Genomic DNA, 23,026 nt, shown 5'->3' on the forward strand with positions numbered 1-23,026 from the left:
GTAAATGACGAACGCCATCTTCACCGGCCTGATGCTCGGGGGCATGTACGCGCTGATCGCCATGGGGTTGACGCTCCAATATGGCGTGGCGCGGATCATGAACCTGTCCTACGGCGAGTTTCTCGTCGCGGCGGCCTTTGCGTCCTACTGGCTGTTCACGGGATGGGCATTGAACCCGTTGCTTGGACTGGCGCTCGTCATTCCCGCCGGTTTCGGCGTGAGCCTGTTGCTATACCGCGTCCTGCTCACGCCATTGGTGCGCCGGGCAAGAACGCGGGGCGCGCTCGAAGTCGACAGCATTCTGGCGACCTTCGGTATGATGTTCATCGTGCAGGGCATCATGCTGTCGATGTTCGGCGGTGCTTACTTCAGCTACTCCTTCCTCGCGATCCCGGTCAGCCTGTTCGGTGAAATCCTCGCCTTGAACCGGCTGATCGCGTTCGGCCTGGCGGTAGCGGTCGGGCTGGCGCTCTATCTGGCGCTGACCCGCACCCGGCTTGGCACATCGATCCGCGCGGTTGCGGTCGATCCGATGGCCGCGCAGCTGGTGGCGATCGATGTGGTCAGAACTTCCGCATTTGCCTTCGCACTCGGCGGCGCGCTGGTGGCGGCGGCCGGCGTTCTGATCAGCATGTTTCTGACCTTCAGCGCGTCATCGGGGGTGATCTTCACCATGAAGGCGCTGATCGTGGTCGTCATGGGCGGCGTCGGCAATCTGCTTGGCTGTCTGGTCGCCGGGCTTGCGCTGGGCCTGAGTGAATCGCTGGTCGCGACCTTTGTCGATCCGGGCCTGACACTGGCGGTGAATTTCGCGCTGTTCCTCGGCGTGCTGCTGGTCAAGCCGGCGGGCCTGTTTGGGAGGGCGCAGCGATGAGCGCCATGCGCCTTGCCGCCGCGCTCGCGGCCTGCGTTGGCCTCGCCGTGCTGGCGCTGCTGCCGACGTACGTCGACGCCTATTACCTCGCTCTCGCGATCGGGCTTTTGCAATTCACCGTGCTGGCGACTGCATGGGGCCTGTTCTCCGGACCAACGCGTTATGTCTCGCTGGCAACGACGGCGTTTTTCGGGGTCGGCGCCTATACGGTGGCGGTGCTCGGCGAGCTGCTGCCCTGGCCAGTGGTGCTGCTGATCGCGACCGCGATCGGCGCGGTGATGGCCGTGATTGTGGGCCTTTCCACGCTGCGGCTCAGCGGCCTGCATTTCGTGATCTTCACGTTTGGCCTCGCCGAACTCATTCGCCAGCTCGTGATCTGGTTCGAAGTCAACAAGTCCCGCGTGCTCGGCCGCTACGTGTTCGTCGATATCACCCAGAAGGATATCTACTGGCAGCTTCTCGTGCTGGCGGTCGCGGTGTTCGTGATCGGCTGGCTGATCGCGCGCTCGCGGCTCGGCTTTGCGCTGCGCATCATCGGCGAGGACGAAACCGTCGCAAAACATTGCGGGATCAACGTCACCATTGCCAAGGTGACGCTATTCACGATCAGCGCCGTGTTCATGACGCTGGTCGGCGCGATCATGGCGCCGCGCTGGACCTATATCGAGCCGTCGATCGCCTTCAACGCCACGATTTCCTTTGAAGTCGTGATCATGGCGCTGCTGGGCGGCGCGCACCGGCTGTGGGGACCGGCGCTCGGCGCCATTCCGCTGACCTTGCTGTTCGAGTTCCTGGCGGCGCGGTTTCCGACCGCCTCGACGCTGATCATGGGCGTCATCTTCCTCTTGATCGTGTACGCGCTGCCCGCCGGCGTCGTCGGCCTGTGGGACAATTTCCGGCGGCAATGGCGGCCGCAGCGCATTGAGCAGGGGGCCAAAGCATGACGGCTTCCACTGTTCTTGAGATCAAAGGCTTGCTCCGGGCGTTCGGCGGCCTTGTTGCCGTCAATGCGCTGGATATGACAGTAGCCTCCGGCGAGATCGTTGGGCTGCTCGGTCCGAACGGATCAGGCAAGACCACCGCGCTCAACCTCGTCTCGGGCGTGCTGCGTCCGGATTCCGGTGCGATCCACTTCGCCGGTCACGACATTGCGGGCATGGCGACGCATCGCATCGCGCGTCTTGGCTTGGGGCGAACCTTTCAATTGGTCCGCGTGCTCGACGGCATGAACTGCGCTGAGAACGTCAGGGCGGGCCTCGCTTTTCATCCGGCACGCCTCGCACGCGGCGAAATGGACGCTGCCGCCATCCGGTTGTTGGAGCGGGTCGGGTTAAAAGATGCCGATCAGCGCATGGCGACCGAACTGACCTATATCGACCGCAAGCGCCTCGAGCTGGCCCGCGCGCTGGCGCTGAAGCCGCGGCTTCTTCTGCTCGACGAGTGGCTGGCCGGGCTCAATCCTTCGGAGCTCTTGATCGGCATTGCGCTGATCCGCTCGCTGAAGGACGAAGGCCTGTCGATCCTGCTGGTCGAACACGTCATGGACGCGATCCGTTCGCTTTGCGATCGCTGCGTGGTCATGAACAGCGGCCGGAAGATTGCCGAGGGGACGCCGGACAAGGTGCTGTCCGATCCCGCTGTGATCGAGGCCTATCTCGGAGCGCCCGCCAATGCTTGAGGTCGCGAATATCGGCGTCACGTATGGCCAGCACCACGCGTTGACGGACGCAAGCTTGAGCGTGGGCCGCGGCGAAATCGTCGTCATCCTCGGCGCCAATGGCGCGGGGAAAACTTCGCTGCTGAAAGCCATCGCCGGCATCGTGGCCTGTCTTCCCGGCAAGCGCGTCACGCTTTCAGGGCGCGATATCGCAGGTCTTCCGGCGCACGAGATCGTCGAGGCAGGTCTGGCGCTGGTGCCGGAAGGCCGCGGCATCTTTGCCGATTTGACGGTCGCGGAAAACCTGTTGCTGGGTGCCAACCCGAAGCGCGCGCGTGACGGGGAGGCGGCGCGGCGGGAGCGGGTGCTGTCGCTGTTTCCGCGCCTCGGTGAACGGCTCGGACAGACGGTGCGGACGATGAGCGGCGGCGAGCAGCAGATGGTCGCGATCGGTCGCGCGCTGATGTCCAATCCCGACGTGCTCCTGCTCGACGAGCCCTCGCTCGGACTGTCGCCGCTCCTGGTGCGCGAATTGTTCGCAAGCCTGCGCAAGGTGCGCGAGAGCGGCGTTGGCCTGCTGCTGGTCGAACAGAACGCGCGCGAAAGCCTCGCCATCGCCGATCGCGGCTATCTCATCGAGAACGGCAAGATCACCGGCAGCGGTACGGGGACCGAGCTGATGTCCAACGATGCCGTACAGCGCGCCTATCTCGGCGGCATCGTCGCAAGCGCGCTTTGAAATTCACGAAAACAACCTGAAAACACGGAGGATCACGCCATGAACCAGATCAGTCTGCTGCTCGAAAACCAGGACGTCCAGGCGGTTGACGGCGTCACGTTCGACCGCCTCAACCCCATCACGGGCGAAGTCGCTACCCGCGCTTCCGCCGCGCAGATATCCGACGCCAAACGTGCGGCCGATGCAGCTGCGGCAGCGTTTCCGGCTTGGTCGGCGACCGGGCCGGGTCTGCGCCGAAAGATATTGCTCAAGGCCGCCGACGCGCTCGAAGCCAAGACGGCGCAGTTCATCGAACTAATGGCGACTGAAACAGGTGCGACCGCCGGCTGGGCCGGGTTCAATGTGATGCTTGCAGCGGGGATGCTGCGCGAAGCCGCCGCGATGACGACGCAGATCTCGGGCGAGGTGATCCCGTCGGACAAGCCGGGCTGTATCGCGATGGCGGTCCGGCAGCCGGCCGGCGTGGTGCTCAGCATCGCGCCCTGGAACGCGCCGGTGATCCTCGGCGTCCGCGCCGTGGCGCTGCCGCTCGCGTGCGGAAACACGGTTATTCTGAAGGCCTCGGAAATCTGCCCCGGCACCCACCGTTTGATCGCGGAGTGCCTGCGCGATGCCGGTTTGCCGCCCGGCGTGGTCAACGTCATCACCAACGCACCTGAAGATGCGCCCGATCTGATCGAGGCCCTGATTGCGCACCCCGCGGTGCGCCGCATCAATTTCACCGGTTCGACCCGCGTCGGCCGCATCATTGCCCAGACGGCGGCAAAGTACCTCAAGCCGGCACTGCTCGAACTCGGCGGCAAGGCGCCGCTGATCGTGCTCGATGACGCTGACATCGATGCCGCGGTCGCCGCTGCCGCGTTCGGCGCGTTCATGAACCAGGGACAGATCTGTATGTCCACGGAGCGGATCGTGCTCGACAACAAGGTCGCCGACGCTTTTGTCGCGAAGCTGGCGACCAAGGCCGACTCGCTGGTGGCGGGCGATCCGCGCAAGGGCGGCACGCCGCTGGGCTCGCTGATCGGCGCGGACGCCGTCGATCGCATTCAGGGTCTGATCAAGGACGCGGTAGCTAAGGGCGCGCGCGTCGTCGCAGGCGGCAGGTCGGAGGGGACATTGATGTCGGCCACCGTGCTCGATCACGTCACCTCGGTCATGCGGATCTATGGCGAGGAATCGTTCGGTCCGGTGGTCAGTATAGTGCGTGTGAACAGCGTCGATGAGGCCGTGCGGGTCGCGAACGACACCGAATATGGATTGTCAGCGGCAGTGTTCGGCCGCGATATCGCCCGCGCCATGGAGGTCGCCAAGCGGATCGAGTCGGGCATTTGTCATGTCAACGGCCCGACGGTGCACGATGAAGCGCAAATGCCGTTCGGGGGGACGAAGGCGTCCGGTTATGGGCGTTTCGGCGGCAAGGCAGGCATCGCCGAGTTCACCGAACTGCGCTGGATCACCATCGAGACCGGTCCGCAGCATTATCCGATCTGAGTCTGAGCAGGGATCGCGCCGCGGAAATCCCGCGGCGTGACGCCAAAGAAACTCCTGAACGTCCGGGTCGCGTGCGCTGCGTCGGCGAAGCCGCATTGCATGGCGAGCGCGGCAATTGAAGTTTGCGACAGGGCAGGTTGCTGCAGGAGGTCTCGAAAGTGATCGACGCGCAGCTGGAGCACGTGGCGTTCAAACGTCGTCTGGTGGTCGGCGAAGACGCGATGCAAGGTCCGCTCCGAAACGCCGAAGGCGGCCGCAATCGCCGGGGCCGGCCGGATCGCTGCAATGTTTCCCCTCAGGTAGGTGTCGATCAGGCCGAACAGCTCGGTGCGGGTAAGCCCGTGGTCGTCACCGGTTGCGAGACGAAGCAGGGTCGACAGATAAGCGGCGATATCCGTTTCGGCCTGGCCTGGCCGCGCATCCGACAGACGGATGGCAGCGCGAATGAACGCCGCGATCGAACGCGCTATGGCGCCCGACAGAGGAACGGGTCTTGCGCACAGTCGCTCGGCTTGCGGAAACATCCGGAGCAGCGTTGCGGCGGGAACCGTTGCGATCAGCACTTCGGAACGTTGTTCGGGTCCATCGAGCCGATCCTCGAACGGCCGCCGCGCGTCATAGAGCACGCCATATCCCGGCTCGATCGTGCCTTCGTTGCCGGCCTGCGCCATCGAGCTTCGCCCGCGACGCTGGAAATCGAACATGAATTCGTCCGAGCCCGACTTGCTGACGAGCTTCGCGTCGCGGCTGTAGCATTGCGGGCTGCTGTCGAAACGGACCAGCTTGACGCTGCCGACTTCGACGAACTCATAGCGACCGCTGAGCAGCGTCGGGCCGATCGGCCTGGTATCGACATGGGCGAATGACCGGCAGATCGACTCGGTCCAGAACGCCTGGCGTTCGGCGGGGTGGATTTGGTCTGTCGAGACGCTGATCGGCATCGCGGATGCGGTTCCACAAGGTGATGGCTCACCGTCGCCCGAATTCGGGCCGGCTGGCAAGGTCGAAAAGCTGGCAGGTTCATTCAAGACGGTGCACCCTGGTTACCCTAACGTGCGGTCCAATGTTGCAAGGTGTGAATATGGACCTGACGAGAGAACCGGCCGGTATGGCCGTCACGCATCCTCTTGATCCGCTCAGCGAGGCCGAGGTGACGCTGGCATGCGAGGTGCTGCGGACCGTCAAACAGCTCGGCCCGAATACCCGCTTTTCCCATATCCAGTTGGAGGAACCGGCCAAGGCCGACATTCTGGGATGGACGCCCGGTATGCGGCTTGCGCGGCAGGCGGCGGTCACGCTGTTCGACTGCAAGACCGGGGCGACCCATGTCGCAACCGTCGATCTCGGGTCACGGCAGGTGACGGCATGGCGCGAGCATCCGACCAAGGCGCATCCTTATGGCCAGCCTCCAGTCACGATCGAGGAGGTGTTCAAGGTCGGCGACATCGTCAAGCGTGATGCCGGCTGGCGGCACGCGATGAAGCGTCGCGGGCTGACGGACGAAGACATCGAGCTGGTCCAGGTCGACCCGTTCTCAGCCGGTTATTTCGACCGCGACGTCGAGAAGGGCCGCAGGCTCGTCAGTGGGGTTTCCTTTTGGCGCCGCGATATCAAGGACAATGGCTATGCCCATCCGATCGAGGGCGTAGTCGCGCTGGTCGACCTGATCGAGGACAAGGTCGTGCAGCTCGTGGACGAGTCGGAAATCGTCCCGATCCCGAAGCGGTCTCGCAACTATGATCGCGCGTCGATCCCGAAAATGCGCGAGGACGTCAAGCCGCTCGACATCGTGCAGAAAGACGGTCCTGGTTTCTCCGTCGAGGGTTGGAAGGTTTCCTGGCAGAACTGGTCGTTCCGCGTCGGCTGGACGGCGCGAGAAGGCCTCGTACTGCATCAGATCGGCTTCAACGACAGCGGACGCGAGCGACCGATCATCTATCGGGCCAGTGTCAGCGACATGATCGTTCCTTATGCCGACCCGACCGCGAACCATTTCTGGAAGTGCGCGTTCGACGCCGGCGAGTACGGTCTGGGCAAGCTCGCCAATGCGCTGGAGCTCGGCTGCGATTGCCTTGGGCACATCCATTATTTCGATGTGCCGGTCGCCGACGATTACGGCAAGCCGTCTGTCATGAAGAACGCGATCTGCCTGCACGAGGAGGATTACGGCATCCTCTGGAAGCACTACGAGTTTCGCAACGAGACGTTCGAGGTGCGGCGCTCCCGCCGTCTCGTGATCTCGTTCTTCACGACCGTCGGCAATTACGACTACGGCTTCTACTGGTACTTCTATCAGGACGGCTCGATCCAGCTTGAAGTCAAGCTGACCGGCATTATCCAGACCGCGGCGGTGGCGCCCGGCCAGGCCTATCCCTGGGGCGGCATGGTCGCGGAAGGGCTGGGCGGTCCGACGCACCAGCACTTCTTCAACGCGCGCCTGCACATGATGGTCGATGGCGAACGCAACAGCGTCACCGAGCACGAATTCAAGCCACGGCCCTTCGGTAAGGACAATCCATACGGCAACGTGTTCGACACCACAGCGCGAACGCTGGCGTGCGAACAGGATGCGGCCCGCGAGGCCGACGGCCGCACCGGGCGCTACTGGAAGATCGTCAATCCCAACCAGACCAACAGCGTCGGCGGGCCGACCGGGTACAAGCTGCTGGCGCACGCGGCGCCGGTCATGCTGGCGCAGGAAAACTGTTACATGACCGCGCGTGGCGGCTTTGCCACCAAGCACCTCTGGGTCACGCGCTATGCGCCTGACGAACGCTATGCCAGCGGCGAATTCCCGAACCAGCATGCCGGCGGCGACGGTCTGCCGAAATACGTGGCGCAGAACCGGGCAATCGAAAACGAGGACATCGTGGTCTGGCACACTTTTGGCGCGACCCATGTCTGCCGGCCCGAGGATTTTCCGGTCATGCCGGTCGAATATGTCGGGTTCGCCCTCAAGCCGAACGGATTTTTCGCCGAGAATCCGGCGATGGATTTGCCGCCCGATCGCAACGACGCAAGCCGCGACGTCAGGGAGAAGGGGGCGTGCTGTGCCTGACACGCGACTGGTTTCGCATCCGATCCAAACAGGAGATGGGCCATGAACCGCAGGAAGCTTCTAAGGGGTGCCGGTCTTGCCGCCGCCGCAACGGCTGTCAGCGCGCCCGCGATCGCACAGTCCGCTCCAACCGTGCGCTGGCGGCTGACGACGTCGTTCCCAAAATCCCTCGATACGCTCTATGGCGCGTGCGAGATGTTCAGCAAGGCCATGGCCGATCTGTCGGAGCAGAAATTCCAGATCAGCGTGTATGGCCCGGGCGAAATCGTACCGGCGTTCCAGGTGTTTGACGCGGTCGCCAACAACACCGTCGAGATGGGGAACAGCGCGTCCTACTACTACATCGGCAAGGATCTGGCGTTCGCGTTCGGCACAGCCGTGCCGTTCGGGCTCAACACGCGGCAGATGAACGCCTGGCTCGCCTATGGCGGCGGGCTCGAACTCTTGAACGACCTCTACAAGCCCTACGGCATCTACGGCCTGCCGTTCGGCAACACCACCGCGCAGATGGGCGGCTGGTTCCGCAAGGAGATCAAGACGCTCGATGATCTCAAGGGCTTGAAATTCCGGGTCGGCGGCGTGGCCGGGCAGGTGCTGGCCCGCATCGGCGTCGTGCCGCAGCAGATTCCGCCCGGGGATATTTATCCTGCACTCGAAAAAGGTACGATCGACGCTGCCGAATGGATCGGCCCCTATGACGACGAGAAGCTCGGCTTCCTGAAGGTCGCGCCCTATTACTATTATCCCGGCTGGTGGGAAGGCTGCGCCAACGGCTTTCTCTACATCAACAGCGCCAAATGGGCGGAGCTGCCAAAAGTCTATCAGGACATGATGACGATCGCGGCGGCGCAGGTGGCCGCCGACCTGACCGCCAAATATGACACCCGCAACGCCCAGGCGATCAAACGCCTGGTCGCCGCCGGCGCGCAGCTTCGGCCATTCTCGACCGACATCCTCGACGCCTGCTTCAAGGAGACCAATGAGCTGTTCGCCGAGGTCGCGGCCAAGAACACCAAGTTTAAAGCCCTGAACGACTCCATGACGGCGTTCCGCAACGAGCAATATCAGTGGCATCAGGTCTGCGAAGCCACCTACGACAATTACATGATCCGGCGAAGCCGCGGCTAGGCCGACATCGCCGGCGTTCGCCAGAACCGGAGACGCATTTGGATATTCGCACCGGGCGGCCGGTTTCGCTCGCGCCTCGTGGCATGGTGACGTCACCGCATTCGCTGGCGTCCTCAGCCGGCGTCGACGTGCTTCGCGCCGGAGGATCCGCCGTCGATGCCGCGATTGCCGCGAGCGCCGTGCTGGCGGTAATCTATCCGCACATGACGGGGCTTGGCGGCGATGCGTTCTGGCTCGCGCATGACGGCCGCAGCGGAGAGATCAGTTACCTGAGCGGCGGCGGCAAGGCGGCAGCGGGCGCGTCGCTGGCGTCCATGGCGGCGAGAGGGCTGAAAGAAATCCCGCTGCGCGGGATCGTTCCGGCGACGCTGACGGTACCGGGCGCGGTTGCAAGCTGGGTCGCGGCGCATGAGGCCCATGGCCGGCTGCCGCTGCGGCGCGTGCTCGAAGCTGCGATCGGCTATGCACGCGAAGGCTTTCCGGTCACCGGACGGCTGGCGAGCTTCATCGAGATGATGCGTGACGATCTCGTTCAGCAACGCGAAGCCGCCGGGATTTTCTTACCCGGTGGTGCGGTGCCAGCGCCAGGCACAAGGCTCACCAATCCCGATCTGGCGAGGACGCTTGAAGCGATCGGGGATCATGGATGGTCCGGCTTTTACGAGGGACCCGTCGCCGCTGAAATGGTGCATTTCTCGCAAGCGCAAGGCGGTTTCTTTCAGCCCGGAGATTTCGAGGCGCAACAGGCGAGTTGGGGTATGCCGCTGACCGGCCGCTACCGCGACGTCACCATCTTCAACACGCCGCCGCCCACGCAGGGTTTTACCGTGATCGAGATGCTCAATTTGGTCGAGCCGCTCGAACCGCACCGCATGGACCTGCTCGGACCCGACCGATTACATCTGATGGTGCAGGCCAAGCAGATTGCCTATCATGACCGCGATCTGGTGCTTGCAGATCCAGCCTTTGCTGATGTGCCGGTCGAAACGCTGATCAGCAAGGACTACGCGCGCAAGCGGGGCCGGTTGATCAATCCGGCGCGCGCACTGAAATGGGATGAGGTGCCGTCATTCGGCAGCCTGGCCGGCGATACCGTCTACATCGCAGCGGTCGACCGCGACGGCAACGCGGCCTCGCTCATTCAGAGCCTCTATGGCGGCTTCGGGTCATGCGTGGTGGCGGGTAGCACAGGCGTCGTGCTGCAGAATCGCGGCGCGTACTTCTCGCTCGATCCCAATCATCCCAATCGGCTCGAGCCCCGAAAAATCCCGCTGCACACCCTGATCGCCTCGATGGCCAAACGCGACGGCAAGCTCTGCAGCGTGCTGGGCTGCATGGGCGCGGATGGCCAGCCGCAGATCCAGCTGCAGCTCTATTCGGCGATGATCGATCACGGGCTCGATATTCAGGAGGCGATCGAACTGCCGCGGTTCCTTTCCGGCCGCTTCGCCCTCGGCGAATCCCGCGATACCCTGCACATGGAAAACCGCTTTCCCGCGGACACGATCCGTGCGCTGGAGCAACGGGGCCACACCGTCCATCTCTGGGCCCCGTGGGAGGAGATGGCCGGCCACGCCCATGGCATCACCATCTCATCGCAGGACGGGACCTTGAGCGGCGGTTCGGACCCGCGCAGCGACGGCGCCGCGATCGGATACTGAAACTTCAGTGCGCCGTCTTGAACGGTGCGACCGCGATCCCGGCTTCCTTCAACGCCTGACGCACGCCGCGCCCGATCTCGACCGCGCCTGGCGTATCGCCATGAATGCAGACGGTATCGGTGCGCATCTTGATCACCTTGCCTGATACCGAGACCACGGCGCCGTCCTGCACCATCCGCACCACCCGGTCGGCGATCATCTTGGGATCATGCAGCACCGCGCCCGGCTTCTTGCGCGACACCAGCTGGCCGTCGTCCTCATAGGCACGGTCGGCGAACACTTCGTGCACCATCGGCAGGTTGGCGGCTTCTCCCGCGGTCACCAGCTTCGAATTGGCCAGCACCACGAAAATCAAATTGGGATCGACCGCCTTGATGCCGTTGGCGATCGCCCGTGCGGTCATGTCGTCCTCGCAGGCGACATTGGAGATCGCACCATGCGCCTTGACGTGGGTGACCTTGTGGCCGGCCGCGGTCGCAATCGCCTGCAACGCGCCGATCTGGTAGGCGATCAGGTTCTCGATCTCGGATGATTTCAGGCCGGGCATCGGCCGCCGGCCAAAACCGTGCAGGTCGCGGTAGCCGGGGTGAGCGCCGACGCTGACGCCGCGCGCCTTCGCAAGCTCGACCGTGCGACGCATGATATCGGGATCGCCGGCATGGAAACCGCAGGCGACGTTGACCGAGGTCGCAAGCTCGATCATCGCGGCATCATTGCCCATTTCCCACGCGCCAAATCCTTCGCCGAGATCGCAGTTGAGGTCGATGGTTGTCATGGTGCTGGTCCGCTTCTTGGTGAGTGGATATTGAATTAGTCCGGTCCCGATACGTCCGCGGGCGAGGCGACCTGCCAGGTGGTTGCGTCGACGGCGCTGACGGCATAGCCGGCGACGTTGGCATCTTGCAGCGCGTCGATGTTGAGATCAAAGCTTTCGATTGACCGCAGCCGGTCAGGCAGGGAACGCAGCAATTCCCAAAACCTTCTTGCCGCGGCTTGTGCCTCAGCCATGCTCACGGCCTTGAAGCGAAAGACGCGGCCGGCCGACGTCTGGGCAAACCGTCCGAAGTCGGCGGAAATCACCGTCGCGATCTTGGGATAGCCGCCGGTCGTGCCGCGATCCGGCATCAGCACGATCGGCTGGCCGTTGCCGGGAACCTGCAGGCTGCCGTTCACGGTGCCGTCGGAAACGATGTTGTGGCCGTGCAGATGCTTGATGACGGAGCCTTCGAGCCGGTAACCCATGCGGTCGCTGGTCGCCGAAATCTTCCACTCGCTGTCGATAAACAGCTTTTTGGCATCATCGCCGAATTCGTCATCCTGTGGCCCCCACACGATGCGGATCGGCGCCTCTGCCGTGGCCGGCTGCTCGATCCGGCGTTCCGGCGCGCCGCTGGCCGGTTTCGTCTGCAATTCGTCGCCGCTCTGCAGCGGCCGCGGGTAGGGACTGCCGAGCCCGGCGCGGGCGTTGACGGCGAGGCTGCCGAAGTCAGGCTCGCCGGCGATGCCGCCCTCGATGGCGAGGTAGCTGAACGAACCGCTGCGGGCAAAGCCAAGCGTCAGGGTCTCGCCGTCGGCCAGCGTCGCCGACGTATCGATCGCAACCGGGCGTCCGGCGATGTCGGCGTTGCGTGACGCCCCTGACAGCGCGATGCGAACGGCACCGCCGCGCGCGGTGAAGGCGGCGCCGAACGGGCCGATCTCGACAGCGGCTGCAAACAGCTCGTTGCCGACCAGCGTGTTGGCCGCCGCCAACGCCAGCCGGTCCATCGCGCCGCTCGGCACCAGGCCATAGCGCTGCGAGCCGGGGCGGCCGCCGTCTTGCACCGAACTGGCCGGGCCGATGGAGGTGATGACGAGCTTGCTCATGAGGGCATCAACTCGGCCACGATCTCGCCCGCTGCCGCGGCGCGGTCCTGCTCGGCAAAGGTTTTGCTGTCGACCGGCACGAACGTAATGGCGTCGCCGGGCTCCAGCAGGAAAGTCGGATCGCGATGCAGCTGATAGGTTCGGACTGCAGTCTGTCCGAGCAGATGCCAGCCGCTCGGGCCGGCCAGGCATTGCACGCCGGTCTGTACGCCGCCGATCGAGACCGTGCCGGCCGGCGTCAGCAGACGCGGATTTTGCCGCCGCGGCATCTGCATCGAGGCCGCTAAGCCAGAGAGATAGGACCAGCCCGGCGTAAAGCCGATCATGGCGACGCGGTAGTCTCCGGCGACGTGCCGCGCCACGATGTCGTCGGGCGTGGTCTTGAGCGTCTTGGCGACGTCCTCGAGGTCGACGCCGTGCTCGCCGCCATAGACCACAGGGATACGCCAGCGCCGGGCCTTTGTCGCCTCCGGTACCGGCAGCTGGGCCAGCGCCAGGATCTGCTCGCCAAGCGCTTCAAATGAAATTCGCACGGGATCGTAATGCACCAGCAGCGAGCGATAGGTCGGAACGGTCTCGGTGACGCCCTCGATTGGCGTCGCTGCCATCGCGCGGTCGAGCGCGAGCACCCGCCCGTTGGCGGCATCATCGATGTTGCGGGAAAACTCCACCGTGATGGCGCTGTCGCCACTGGGCAAAAGGCGGGGCGGGGGTAGCGTCGCGGCCATGGCCTCGGTACTGCCTCGGATCTGTCTCAGGACTGGCTGGGGACTGTCTCAGGGACTGCCTCAGGGACTGCCTCAGGGACTCTTGCGCTGAGATCAAGCTGTAGCGTGTTTCGCGCGCCAGTGGAATTCGCTTCGTGCGAAATCATTGAGCAAGTTCAATAAATTAATCTGCATGGCAGCGATAAGCTGTTGTGATCGCTCCGCTGCGAACGAACCCTTGACGCGATGCCCGCGCCCCGCAAGATGCGCTACCTTTTGATCCCTCCCATTGGAGCGTTGCCTTACCGATGTCCCTGACCCCTGAAGCGATCGCGACCCTGTCCCGCGTGTCCACTGCCACCATCACCACAGTCCTGCTGAAGAAGGGCCTGCGGAACGTCTGGATGCGCGGCACCAAACCGTTGCGCCCGGGACAGCCGCGGCTGGTCGGACCGGCTTTCACGCTGCGCTTCGTGCCCGCGCGCGAAGATCTCGCCACCCCCGAGTCATGGTCCTCGCCGATCTCCACCCGGACGGCGATCGAAGCGATGCCGCAGGGCTGCATTGCCGTGGTCGACGCCATGGGCGTCAAGGATGCCGGTATCTTCGGCGACATCCTGTGCGCGCGCATGGTCAAGCGCGGGGTCGCGGCGCTGATCACCGACGGCGTCGTGCGCGACGTCGAGGGCGTGCTCGGCACCGGCCTGCCGGTCTGGTGCGATGGTTACGCGGCGCCACCGTCGGTGGCCGGGTTGACCTTCGTCGGCTGGGGCGAGCCGATCGGCTGCGGCGGGGTTGCGGTATTTCCGAACGACGTCGTGGTCGCCGACCAGGACGGCGCGGTGTTGATCCCGCAAGCGTTCCTCGACCTCATCCTGGCCGAAGGCGCCGAGCAGGAGCGGATGGAAGCCTGGATCGTCAACGAAGTGAACAACGGCGCGGCGCTGCCCGGCCTCTACCCGATGAATGCCGAGACCAAGGCGCGCTACGCGGCGAGCAAGAAATAACGTCAACAAAGCGAGGTAACGCCATGGATATCCACGTCTCCGGCTCGCGGCCGACGCGCAAGGCTCCACCCGACTATTTCACCGGTACGGTCTGGCAGGATCCTATCATCGCCACCGAGGCGCCGGCGCGGCTGGTTTCCACCCGCGTCTCTTTCGAGCCCGGCGCGCGTACGGCGTGGCACTCGCATCCGCTCGGGCAGACCCTGTACGTGGTTTCAGGGATCGGCCGTGTGCAGGCCGTGGGTGGGCCGGTCCGGGAAATCCGGCCCGGGGACGTGGTCTGGATCCCGCCCGGCGAGAAGCACTGGCATGGCGCCTCGCCAACCAACGGCATGACCCACATCGCGATGCAGGAAGCACTCGACGGCAGCTACGCGACCTGGATGGAGAAGGTCACGGACGCCGAGTATGCGGCAAAGGTCGGGTAGAGCGGGAACAGATCAGGTTGGCTAGCCGCGGCCCATTCTACTTTGCATGGGGTTGTTTTCGCGATTTCTTGTTCGGGCCCTGCCGTTCATCGCCCATAAGCGTGAACCCGATGGCCTGAAGCGACACGGCAAACCGCAAACAAGAAGCCCCGCCGGCGAAGGCGGGGCCCTGGTTGAATGTGCGTCGTTCGCGCGTCAGTTCACGCGGGTCCAGGTCTGACCGCCGCAGAACATGCCGCCAAAGGCGCAGCCCTGAACGCGCAGGCTGTCGGAGCCTTTCATCGCGAGCGTTGAATCATACGTGCTGCCGGAATTCGGATCGAAAATCCGGCCGCTCCATTTGTTGTCCTTGCCAGGCTTCATGTTGATCAGCACCTGCTCGCCGTTGCGGTTCGACTTCTTGTCGATGGAATAGCCGCAAAGATTGGGGCCGCATTGTTCGATCCGGACCTTGCCTTCCTTCTCTTCCGTCAGCCACACGCCAAGCGGTGAGTTTGCCGCCTGCGGGGCCGCCTGCGGCGGGGCGGGCGGCGGCGTGACCGCGGCGACGGCAGGCGCAGGCTTCGGCGCGGGAGGCGGCTCTTGCTGGACGTGCGGGGCGGGTGCGCTGGGCGGCAGTGGAGCGGCCGGCACAGTCACCGGATCCGCCGCCGGAGCAACGGCGACCGTGGCGGCCGAAGGTTCAGCGGGCGCGACCGGTGCGGGAGCTGCAGGAACGGGTGCAGGGGCCGGCGGCACAGCGGCCTGCTCGGCGGGGACAGGCACGGCCGGAGCAGGTGCGGCGGGAGCGACCGAGTCGGGTGGCGTCCTGGAGTCCGTCTTCGCCTGTTGCGGCGACTGTTTGCGCGGGCGATCGCGATCAGCGTCCTCGTTGCGCGAGCGTTTGGCCTTCGGCGTATTGTCGTAGACGCCCGGGATCTGGACGGTGCCGCGATCGGGATCGATCCGAATGGTGCGGCCGCCGTAATCGAAGGTGTACTGCGCCTGCGCCGCACTGCTCGCCAGCAAAAACGCGGCGATCGCCAGAAGCTTCTTCATGATGACCTCCTGAGCAGGGAATCCCAACCCCCGAAGCTACGCAATGGCAGCTCTCAAAACGTGATCCAGATCACTTTCAAATGATAAGTCGTGTACTAGCGGCTTTGGTTCAATGTCGTCCGCGCAGCCTAATTTGGCCCCGACAGACGGTCAATTTGCGGCGAAAATTGCATATTTTGCCGGCCGATCAGTCGAACCAGGCGGCGTAGATCTTCCTGAAACTGCCATCCTCTCTCGCAATGTGCAGCCACTGGTCGACGAAGGCTTTCAGCGCGACGTCGCGCTGCAGCCAATAGGCTTTCTCGGCGAAGTCGAACGGCTTTTCGGGATGCACCGCGCACAGCACGCCGGGGTGCAGTTTCTGCTGGTACAATGTCTCCGACGAATCCGTCATCATCAGGTCGGCATTGCCCTTGGCGATCTCGTCGAAGATCGTGACGTTGTCGTTGTGGAGTTTCACTTCCGCGTTCTTGACGTTGGCGCGGGCAAACCGTTCGTTGGTGCCGCCGGGATTGACGATCACGCGCGTGCCGGGCTTGTCGATGTCGGCAATGGTTTCGTACTTGCCCTTGTCGGTGCAGCGGGCGATCGGCGTCTTGCCCTCACGCATGATCGGCGTGGAGAACAGGCCCTTCTTCTGCCGGTCGAGCGTGATCGATACGCCGCTCATCGCGACGTCGAAACTGTCGGCCTCGAAATCCTTCATCAGTTGCGGCCATGCGGTGTGGACGAATTCGACCTTGACGCCGAGCGCCTTGCCGAGCGCTTCCGCCATGTCGACGTCAAAGCCGCTGAATTTCGACGTCGTCTTGTCGAGATGGCTGAAGGGCCGGTAGTCGCCGGTCATGCCGACCCGCAGCGTGCCGCGCTTGATGATGTCGTCGAGGCGGGAAGGGGCCGGCTGCTGGGCATGGGCTGACATCGTCAACAGGGCAGCCATGCCCAGACCAAATAGCATTCGAAACATCAGTTCCTCTCCGCCGGTGCATTCGATGACAGGCGAGCCGCACGTGCTTCCCGACACCGCGGTTCTTCTTCCACGTCACCACGGCTTACGACATCCTGCGCGACGCCGGCGTGGATCTCGCCAAGAAGGATTTCCTGGGCCCGCCGAGATAGCGCGATCCGCTACGCCTCGCCGTTGTCTTTGCGCACCAGATTGGCGACGGCGGCGCGTCCCGTCATTTCGCTTTTCAGTTGCTCGAATCGGCGACGTGCCGCGGCTTCGCGGTCGTCGACCAGCTGGATCGCGGCATCCTTGTTCATCGGTCCGCTGACAATGGGCGTTGAATTCTCGCCAATGGTCTCATCGACGTAATACTCGCCATCGTCCTCGCGGACCGTCCATTTGAAACGGATCGCGGCCATCGGTCCGGGCCCGACCTTGGAATAGCCATCGGCCTCGAACGGCAGAAAGACCTCAGGCGGCGGCGCGGCCTCGATCGGCGCGGCGGTCTCAAGCGGCGGAGGAACCGCGAGCGATGGCAGTGCTTCGATCGGTTGAAATTCTTCGAGTGGCGGAGGGGTGGCCGACACCTCTTCAACGGCAGGCCGTTCCCGCTCGCGGGGGATCACGGGCGGCTGATCGAGAATGCTGGCGATCGCCGCCAAGGCGTTGTCGGTCGGGTCGTTTTGGCTCAAGATTCGGCCTCCGGATCGAACTCCGTCTGCGGAATCGGTGTCCCCGTTGCCGCCCGGTATCTTTTCCTCGCTTCCGAATGAGGCTGAGTTTTGTCCGTTCAGGCGCAAAACCGGCTATGCCGGGTGCGGACCTGGCGTTTAGCCCGTCATGCGGAATAAGGTTTCCTTATGATTGCGCCGGTATGAACTTCCCGGGCGGCCGCTCGATGGTTCAGCGGACGCCCGGTTTGATCATGCCGGATCGGTCAGAGCACGTCCTGATTGATGACGTTCTGACGCAAGGGATCGCCGTCGAGAACGCTCAGGATATTGCGTGCGGTCTGTTCGCTCATGCGATCGACGGCTTCCCTGGTCACCCCGGCGACATGGGGTGCGAAGATGACGTTCGGAAGCGCGAACAGCGAATGGCCGGCCGGCGGCGGCTCCTGTTCGAACACGTCGAGACCGGCGCCGGCAAGTTTGCCGGACAGCAGCGCGTCATGCAGCGCGGGTTCGTCGACGATGCCACCGCGCGCGGTATTGATCAGATAGGCGGTCGGCTTCATCCGCCCCAAGCGCGCGGCATTGATCATGCCGACCGTCTCCGGGGTCTTCGGGCAATGCAGGCTGACGAAGTCGGCGCGCGGCAACGCCGCGTCGAGATCGGTGACAGGCTCGCAGCCGGCGGCCTTGATGTCGGCCGCGGGCTTGTAGGGATCGAAAACCAGCACGTTCATTTCCATCGCCTGGCAGCGCTTGGCGGTGCGGGTGCCGATGCGGCCGAAGCCAACGATCAGGACGGTCTTGTCATAGAGATCGTAGGGCAGCATGCCGAGCCGGCTCGGCCATTTGTTGTCCCTGACGATGGAGTGCATTTCCACCGCCCGTTTTGCCAATGTCAGCATCATGAACAATGCGCACTCGGCAACGGAGGGCGAATTCGCGGTACCCGCGACCATCAGCGGCACCTTGCGGCGGCTCAACGCCGGCACATCGACGGCATCAAAGCCGACGCCGATCCGGGTCACCACCAACATGTCCCTGGAAGCTTCCAGTTCCGTTTCGCCGAACCGCGTACCGCCGAGGGCGACACCATGGACCGGCGCATGCTCCTTGAGCTTGGCTTGGAAATCCGGTTGCGAGATCATGTTGGGGAACTCGACGAGCTCGATATCCTCGCGTGCGTCGAGCAACGCGCGCCCCTGCTGTGACATCGATTCCGTGACGAAGATTTTCTTCTTGTTGGTCGCCATTTCCTGCCCTTGGGTGACTGTTGTCTCCGCCGTCAAATGACGGCGCCGCTCACCTCGTTTAGCAGGTGCATATTGTTGAGGTCCACTGCCAATCGGAGCGGGGCGCCATCCTGCGCGCCGGCGTTGGGATTGACCCGGCCGCAGACCTGCGTGCCCTCGAGCGCAAAATAGATCAGCGTCTCCATTCCCATCGGCTCGGTGACGTCGAGCGTGGCATCGAAGTTTTCGACGCCGGTTTCCGGATGCGGGCTGGCTTCCGTGATGTGCTCGGGCCGCAGTCCCAGCAGCAGCTTGTCGGTCCGGGACACGCCTTGATATCTGGCGGCGCGCGCCGGCGGCAGCGGGAAGGCGAGACGGTCGGTGATCCGGACATGCAGCTTGCCGCCGGATTCCTCGAGCCGGCAAGGAATGAAGTTCATCGCCGGCGAGCCGATGAAGCTGGCGACGAATTTGGTGGCGGGATTGTGATAGAGCTCGTTCGGCGTTCCGATCTGTTCGATGCGGCCATGGTTCATCACCACGACCCGGTCGGCGAGCGTCATCGCCTCGACCTGGTCGTGGGTAACGTAAACCGTTGTGGTGCGGACCTTCTGATGCACCTTCTTGATCTCGATCCGCATCTGGACGCGGAGCTTGGCGTCAAGGTTGGACAGCGGCTCATCGAACAGGAACACCTTGGGATTACGCACGATGGCGCGGCCCATGGCGACGCGCTGGCGCTGACCGCCCGACAGCTGCTTCGGCTTGCGGTCGACGAGTTCGACGATGTCGAGCATGCGCGCGGCTTCGTCGATCCGGGTCTTGATCTCGGCCTTCGGATAACGTTTCAGCCGCAGTCCGAACGACATGTTTTCCGCGACCGTCATGTGCGGGTAGAGCGCGTAGTTCTGGAACACCATGGCGATGTCGCGGTCCTTTGGCGGCACGTCGTTGACGACGTCGCCTCCGATCATGATATCGCCGTCCGTGATGTCTTCGAGCCCCGCGATCATCCGCAGCGTGGTCGATTTTCCGCAACCCGACGGGCCCACCAGCACGACAAACTCATGATCGGCGATGTCGAGATCGATGCCGCGCACCGCCTCGACGTCGTCGTACTTCTTGACAACCTTGCGCAACGTCACGTCAGCCATGAGTTCAACCCTTTGTCGCACCGGCGGTGAGGCCGGCAATGTAATAGTCCATCAGGAACGCGTAGATGATCAGCGGCGGCGCAGCGCCGAGCAGGGCGCCGGTCATGATCTGGCCCCACGCGAACACGTCGCCCTTGATCAGGGTCGTGACGATACCGACCGGCAGCACCAGTTGATCCGTCGACGTCGTGAAAACCAGCGGATAGAGAAACTGCGCCCAGGAAACCGTGAAGGCGAAGATGGTCGCCGCGATCAGGCCGGGCAGGGCGACGGGAATGAAGATACGCGTCAGCGTCTGGAACCAGGACGCGCCGTCGATGATCGCGGCCTCATCGAGCTCCTTGGGGATGGAGGCGAAGTAACCGATCATGATCCAGGTGCAGAACGGCACCGTGAGCGTCGGATAGATCACCAGCAGCACGTACCACTTGTTGATCAGCTGGATCCCGGTCAGCTCGCCGAATGCCACGAACATCTTGAACAGGGGCAGAAACAGCAGCGTTTCAGGAATGAGGTAGGTCAGGAAGACGCCGGTCGCAAGCGTGGCCGAGCCCCAGAACCGCATCCGCGCCAGTGCAAAAGCCGCCGGCACGCTGATCAGCATGGTAATGGTCACGACGAAGATCGAGACCAGCGCCGAATTGCGGAAGAAGGTCAGGAACTGGTTCGATGTCAGCAACTCGACGTAGTTCGACAATGTCGGATGATAAACCCACCACGGGTTCGTCGCCGCGGAGATTTCGGCGCTGGTCTTCAGCGACGTAATCACCATGTAGAGCGGGGGCACCAGCGCGAACACCGCGAACAAGGTGAGGAAGAAGTACGACCATCGCAGCGCCCAGGTGCGGTCGCGGCTCATGCTGCGCAGTTTGACGGGGCGGGTCGGGGCGGCCTTGTTGATCACGACGGTGCTGGTCATCAGGATTCATTCCCGCGTTTGTTGATGTCGCGCAGGATGAATACTGCCGCGATTGCGAGTATAGGCACCATGAACAGCGAGACGCTGGCGCCGAGCGGAATGTCGCCGCCCTCGATACCGATGCGGAACGCCCAGGTGGCGAAGACATGGGTACGGTCCAGCGGACCGCCGGCGGTCAGGATGCGCACGATATCGAAATTGGCGAAGGTGACGATCACCGAAAACAGCGTCGTGATCGCGATGATGTTGCGCATCATCGGCAGCGTCACGTACCAGATCCGCTGCCACCAGTTGGCGCCGTCGATGGCCGCGGCCTCATAGAGCTGATCGGGCACCGACTTCAGCGAAGCCAGGTACATGATCATGAAGAACGGGGCGCCGAACCAGATATTCACCAGGATGACCGAGAAGCGGGCCCAGCCGGTCTCGCCGGTCCATGGAATCCGGTCGACGCCGACGCCGGCCAACAGATAGTTGAAGGCGCTGTACGACGGATCGAACAGCCACAGCCACGCCAGCGTGCTCATGGCCGGTGGGATGACCCAGGGCACCAGCAGCATGCCGCGCCATTTGCGCTGGCCCTTGGCCGGAATGTTGTGGACGAAGTGCGCCACGATGAAGCCGATCAGGGCCTTGAAGAAGACGGCGGTGATCGCGAAAATGCAGGATTGCTCGACCACCAGCCAAAAGGTTTCCCGCTTGAACAGGAACTGGAAATTTCCGAGTCCGATGAAGCGCTGCATCGACTTGTTCAAGGTGGCCAGATGCAGCGAGTAGAACGCGGGATAGATGACGAGCAGCAAGATCAGCAGGATCAGCGGCAGCGTCATGAGGAAGGCTGCGGTCGATTTACGCTTCAGGGCGGTTCGTAAACTGGCGCGCTTGCGCGCCGTTCGCGGAGCGGCGTTACGCTCAATCGCGACATCAGCCATGATGCATCTTCCTCGCGAGTTTCATTCAGAGCAGGGCGGTTTCCTCGTCGAGAAGCCGGCGCGGCACCGGCTCCCATCGTGTCGGCAGGCGGATGCACGCCGCCACGGCCCGAAATCCGACGGGCCGGGGCGGCGAAATCGCCTCAGCTACGCATGAAGCCTTCGAGTTCGCCTTCCGCCCAGGCCAGCGTCTTCTCCATGGGCTCGCCACGGTAGAAGCGCACGCACATCTTGGTGAGCGTTGCCTGGGTGTAGATCTGCTGGGCGACCTTGGGCGGCGCGGGCGACGCCGAGATCGAAAGCAGCTGATGCTTGTGCGGATTCGGATAGTGGTAGAGCGTGCCCTTCGGCGGTCCTTCCTCGGCCCATGTCTTGAAAGTCGTCAGTTTCTCGAAGGCTGGCAGGTCGTAACCGCCGCTCGCCGCCACCATTTTCTCGACCGCATCCGGTTGCGACAGACGCGTCAGCACGCTCTTTGCCGCCTCCTTGTTCTTGGAGAAGCTCCAGACGCTCCAGAAGTAGGGCAGGAACGGCGCGAAGCGGCCCTTCGGACCGACCGGGAAGCCGTGGGTCCAGCATTGCTCCGCGATCTGCGGCGCATCGCGCTTGGCGACGGCCCACGCGCTCGGCGGATTCATGATCAGGGCGCCTCTGCCCGAGACCAGCCACCTGTTGTTGGAGCCATCGTCCCATGACGGCGCGTCCGACGGCAGGAAAGCCATCAGCTTTTTGTAATATTCGAGCGCCTGCCGCACGTTGTCGTTCTTGACGACGACGTTGCCCTTGGCATCGACGACCTCCGCCCCGAAGGCCAGGAAGAACGCCCCGACGGTATCGACGGAATCGCTGGTCTCGCCAAGACCGATGCCGAAGGGAACGCCGCCCTTGTGACAGGCCTCCGCCGCCTTCAGGAACGTGTCCGTGGTCCAGCCATCGGCTTTCGGCGCCGAACCTGCCGGGTACATGGCCTGGACGTCGATGCCGGCGTGCTGCTTCATCAGATCGATGCGCGAGCACGGCCCCTTGATCTGGCTGCCGACGCAGGCCGGAACACCCAGCCATTTGTTGCCGGCCTTGCCGAGGTACTGGACGGTGCCGTTGACTTCGCCGTTCTGCTTGATGAGCCCCTCGACCACGTCATTCATCGGCTCGAGCAATTCCGCCTGCGCGTGCGGCCACCAGGTCGGCATCGCCAGAATGTCATGGCCCGACTTCGCCTGGGCTTCGGCGGCGATCGTCAGGAGGTTCTTGTTACCCTGGCTCGGGATGTAGTCGATGGTGACCTCGACCTTTTCCTTCTCGGCCCACTCATTGACAATATCGGTAGAAGCCTTGTTGGCGCCGGGTACCCAGTGGTCCCAAAATCCGATCGATAGCTTGCCGGCGGCATGCGCGCCGCGCACGTAGGGTGCGGTCACGAGTGCGGCTGATGATAGCGCTGTCGCAGCAATGAATTGGCGTCGAGTAAGCTTCTTCCGTGTCATGGCGTTCCTCCCTGGATGGGCCAATCGGATG

General features: G+C 63.7%; 22 protein-coding genes and 1 pseudogene. 11 read left to right on the forward strand and 12 right to left on the reverse strand.

Features of this window, described 5'->3' with window-relative positions; all coding sequences use genetic code 11:
• Positions 1–4 precede the first annotated feature (4 nt).
• From JQ641_RS15560 to JQ641_RS15580, 5 genes are read left to right on the forward strand one after another with little or no spacing between them, the layout of a single operon-like run.
• A complete protein-coding gene (locus JQ641_RS15560; protein WP_249133094.1) occupies positions 5–874 on the forward strand; it encodes a branched-chain amino acid ABC transporter permease in 870 nt (289 codons plus the stop codon).
• Positions 871–1,818: a branched-chain amino acid ABC transporter permease gene (locus JQ641_RS15565; protein ID WP_349628562.1), complete on the forward strand. Its 948-nt coding sequence runs from the start codon at positions 871–873 to the stop codon at positions 1,816–1,818. The genes JQ641_RS15560 and JQ641_RS15565 overlap by 4 nt, the downstream gene beginning before the upstream one ends.
• Positions 1,815–2,552, forward strand: coding sequence for an ABC transporter ATP-binding protein (locus JQ641_RS15570; protein WP_211996823.1), 738 nt, complete (start codon positions 1,815–1,817; stop codon positions 2,550–2,552). The genes JQ641_RS15565 and JQ641_RS15570 overlap by 4 nt, the downstream gene beginning before the upstream one ends.
• Complete coding sequence (locus JQ641_RS15575; protein ID WP_211996824.1) at positions 2,545–3,270, forward strand: ABC transporter ATP-binding protein; 726 nt, start codon at positions 2,545–2,547, stop codon at positions 3,268–3,270. The genes JQ641_RS15570 and JQ641_RS15575 overlap by 8 nt, the downstream gene beginning before the upstream one ends.
• Before the next feature lie 39 nt (positions 3,271–3,309).
• Complete coding sequence (locus JQ641_RS15580) at positions 3,310–4,761, forward strand: aldehyde dehydrogenase (protein ID WP_211996825.1); 1,452 nt, start codon at positions 3,310–3,312, stop codon at positions 4,759–4,761.
• Here the strand turns inward: JQ641_RS15580 and JQ641_RS15585 are convergent.
• Positions 4,749–5,702: a helix-turn-helix domain-containing protein gene (locus JQ641_RS15585; RefSeq protein WP_211996826.1), complete on the reverse strand. Its 954-nt coding sequence runs from the start codon at positions 5,700–5,702 to the stop codon at positions 4,749–4,751. The two genes, JQ641_RS15580 and JQ641_RS15585, sit on opposite strands and share 13 nt — an antisense overlap.
• A 167-nt stretch (positions 5,703–5,869) precedes the next feature.
• On the opposite strand from JQ641_RS15585, the gene JQ641_RS15590 reads away from it, so the two are divergent.
• Genes JQ641_RS15590 through ggt form a run of 3 tightly spaced genes read left to right on the forward strand, consistent with a single transcriptional unit; the run spans position 5,870 to position 10,608 of the window.
• Positions 5,870–7,819 (forward strand): primary-amine oxidase, encoded by a 1,950-nt coding sequence (locus JQ641_RS15590; RefSeq protein WP_249150459.1) that lies wholly within the window; start codon positions 5,870–5,872, stop codon positions 7,817–7,819.
• A gap of 42 nt (positions 7,820–7,861) precedes the next feature.
• Positions 7,862–8,947, forward strand: a complete 1,086-nt coding sequence (locus tag JQ641_RS15595; protein ID WP_211996828.1) for a TRAP transporter substrate-binding protein — start codon at positions 7,862–7,864, stop codon at positions 8,945–8,947.
• A 38-nt stretch (positions 8,948–8,985) separates the two neighbouring features.
• Positions 8,986–10,608: a gamma-glutamyltransferase gene (gene ggt, locus JQ641_RS15600; protein ID WP_211996829.1), complete on the forward strand. Its 1,623-nt coding sequence runs from the start codon at positions 8,986–8,988 to the stop codon at positions 10,606–10,608.
• 4 nt (positions 10,609–10,612) lie between these two features.
• On the opposite strand, the gene JQ641_RS15605 is transcribed toward ggt, so the two are convergent.
• Genes JQ641_RS15605 through pxpB form a run of 3 tightly spaced genes read right to left on the reverse strand, consistent with a single transcriptional unit; the run spans position 10,613 to position 13,202 of the window.
• Positions 10,613–11,383 (reverse strand): LamB/YcsF family protein, encoded by a 771-nt coding sequence (locus JQ641_RS15605; RefSeq protein WP_211996830.1) that lies wholly within the window; start codon positions 11,381–11,383, stop codon positions 10,613–10,615.
• Between the two features lie 35 nt (positions 11,384–11,418).
• A complete protein-coding gene (locus JQ641_RS15610) occupies positions 11,419–12,474 on the reverse strand; it encodes a 5-oxoprolinase subunit C family protein (protein ID WP_211996831.1) in 1,056 nt (351 codons plus the stop codon).
• The gene (gene pxpB, locus JQ641_RS15615; RefSeq protein ID WP_211996832.1) at positions 12,471–13,202 is read right to left on the reverse strand and encodes a 5-oxoprolinase subunit PxpB; all 732 of its coding nucleotides are present in this window, start codon (positions 13,200–13,202) and stop codon (positions 12,471–12,473) included. Before pxpB ends, JQ641_RS15610 begins: the two co-directional genes overlap by 4 nt.
• Positions 13,203–13,489: 287 nt before the next feature.
• Between pxpB and JQ641_RS15620 the strand changes: the two genes are divergently transcribed.
• Entirely contained in the window at positions 13,490–14,188 is a 699-nt protein-coding gene (locus JQ641_RS15620; protein WP_211996833.1) for a ribonuclease activity regulator RraA, read from the forward strand.
• Between the two features lie 23 nt (positions 14,189–14,211).
• Entirely contained in the window at positions 14,212–14,616 is a 405-nt protein-coding gene (locus JQ641_RS15625) for a (R)-mandelonitrile lyase (protein WP_192735992.1), read from the forward strand.
• Positions 14,617–14,811: 195 nt separating this feature from the next.
• On the opposite strand, the gene JQ641_RS15630 is transcribed toward JQ641_RS15625, so the two are convergent.
• Together JQ641_RS15630 and JQ641_RS15635 are read right to left on the reverse strand one after the other, a co-directional pair.
• Positions 14,812–15,654 (reverse strand): DUF2147 domain-containing protein, encoded by an 843-nt coding sequence (locus JQ641_RS15630; RefSeq protein ID WP_211996834.1) that lies wholly within the window; start codon positions 15,652–15,654, stop codon positions 14,812–14,814.
• Positions 15,655–15,841: 187 nt separating this feature from the next.
• Positions 15,842–16,621 carry a transporter substrate-binding domain-containing protein gene (locus JQ641_RS15635; RefSeq protein WP_211996835.1) on the reverse strand — a complete coding sequence of 260 codons (780 nt, stop codon included), beginning with the start codon at positions 16,619–16,621 and terminating at the stop codon, positions 15,842–15,844.
• Between the two features lie 47 nt (positions 16,622–16,668).
• Here JQ641_RS15635 and JQ641_RS15640 point away from each other — a divergent pair.
• Positions 16,669–16,773 (forward strand): annotated as a pseudogene (locus JQ641_RS15640) (DUF1993 family protein); the annotation flags it as partial.
• 9 nt (positions 16,774–16,782) lie between these two features.
• Here the strand turns inward: JQ641_RS15640 and JQ641_RS15645 are convergent.
• The 6 genes from JQ641_RS15645 to JQ641_RS15670 all read right to left on the reverse strand — a co-directional run bounded on the left by JQ641_RS15645 (position 16,783) and on the right by JQ641_RS15670 (position 22,995).
• Positions 16,783–17,295, reverse strand: coding sequence for a hypothetical protein (locus tag JQ641_RS15645; protein WP_211996836.1), 513 nt, complete (start codon positions 17,293–17,295; stop codon positions 16,783–16,785).
• Between the two features lie 245 nt (positions 17,296–17,540).
• Positions 17,541–18,527 carry a hydroxyacid dehydrogenase gene (locus tag JQ641_RS15650; RefSeq protein ID WP_211996837.1) on the reverse strand — a complete coding sequence of 329 codons (987 nt, stop codon included), beginning with the start codon at positions 18,525–18,527 and terminating at the stop codon, positions 17,541–17,543.
• A gap of 32 nt (positions 18,528–18,559) precedes the next feature.
• Positions 18,560–19,660, reverse strand: a complete 1,101-nt coding sequence (locus JQ641_RS15655) for an ABC transporter ATP-binding protein (protein WP_211996838.1) — start codon at positions 19,658–19,660, stop codon at positions 18,560–18,562.
• A gap of 4 nt (positions 19,661–19,664) precedes the next feature.
• Positions 19,665–20,579, reverse strand: a complete 915-nt coding sequence (locus JQ641_RS15660; protein WP_211996839.1) for a carbohydrate ABC transporter permease — start codon at positions 20,577–20,579, stop codon at positions 19,665–19,667.
• Positions 20,579–21,511, reverse strand: a complete 933-nt coding sequence (locus JQ641_RS15665) for a carbohydrate ABC transporter permease (RefSeq protein ID WP_211996840.1) — start codon at positions 21,509–21,511, stop codon at positions 20,579–20,581. Before JQ641_RS15665 ends, JQ641_RS15660 begins: the two co-directional genes overlap by 1 nt.
• Before the next feature lie 143 nt (positions 21,512–21,654).
• Positions 21,655–22,995, reverse strand: coding sequence for an ABC transporter substrate-binding protein (locus JQ641_RS15670; protein ID WP_211996841.1), 1,341 nt, complete (start codon positions 22,993–22,995; stop codon positions 21,655–21,657).
• Positions 22,996–23,026: the final 31 nt, after the last annotated feature.

The organism is Bradyrhizobium sp. JYMT SZCCT0180 (assembly GCF_018130165.1).
Taxonomy (GTDB): domain Bacteria; phylum Pseudomonadota; class Alphaproteobacteria; order Rhizobiales; family Xanthobacteraceae; genus Bradyrhizobium.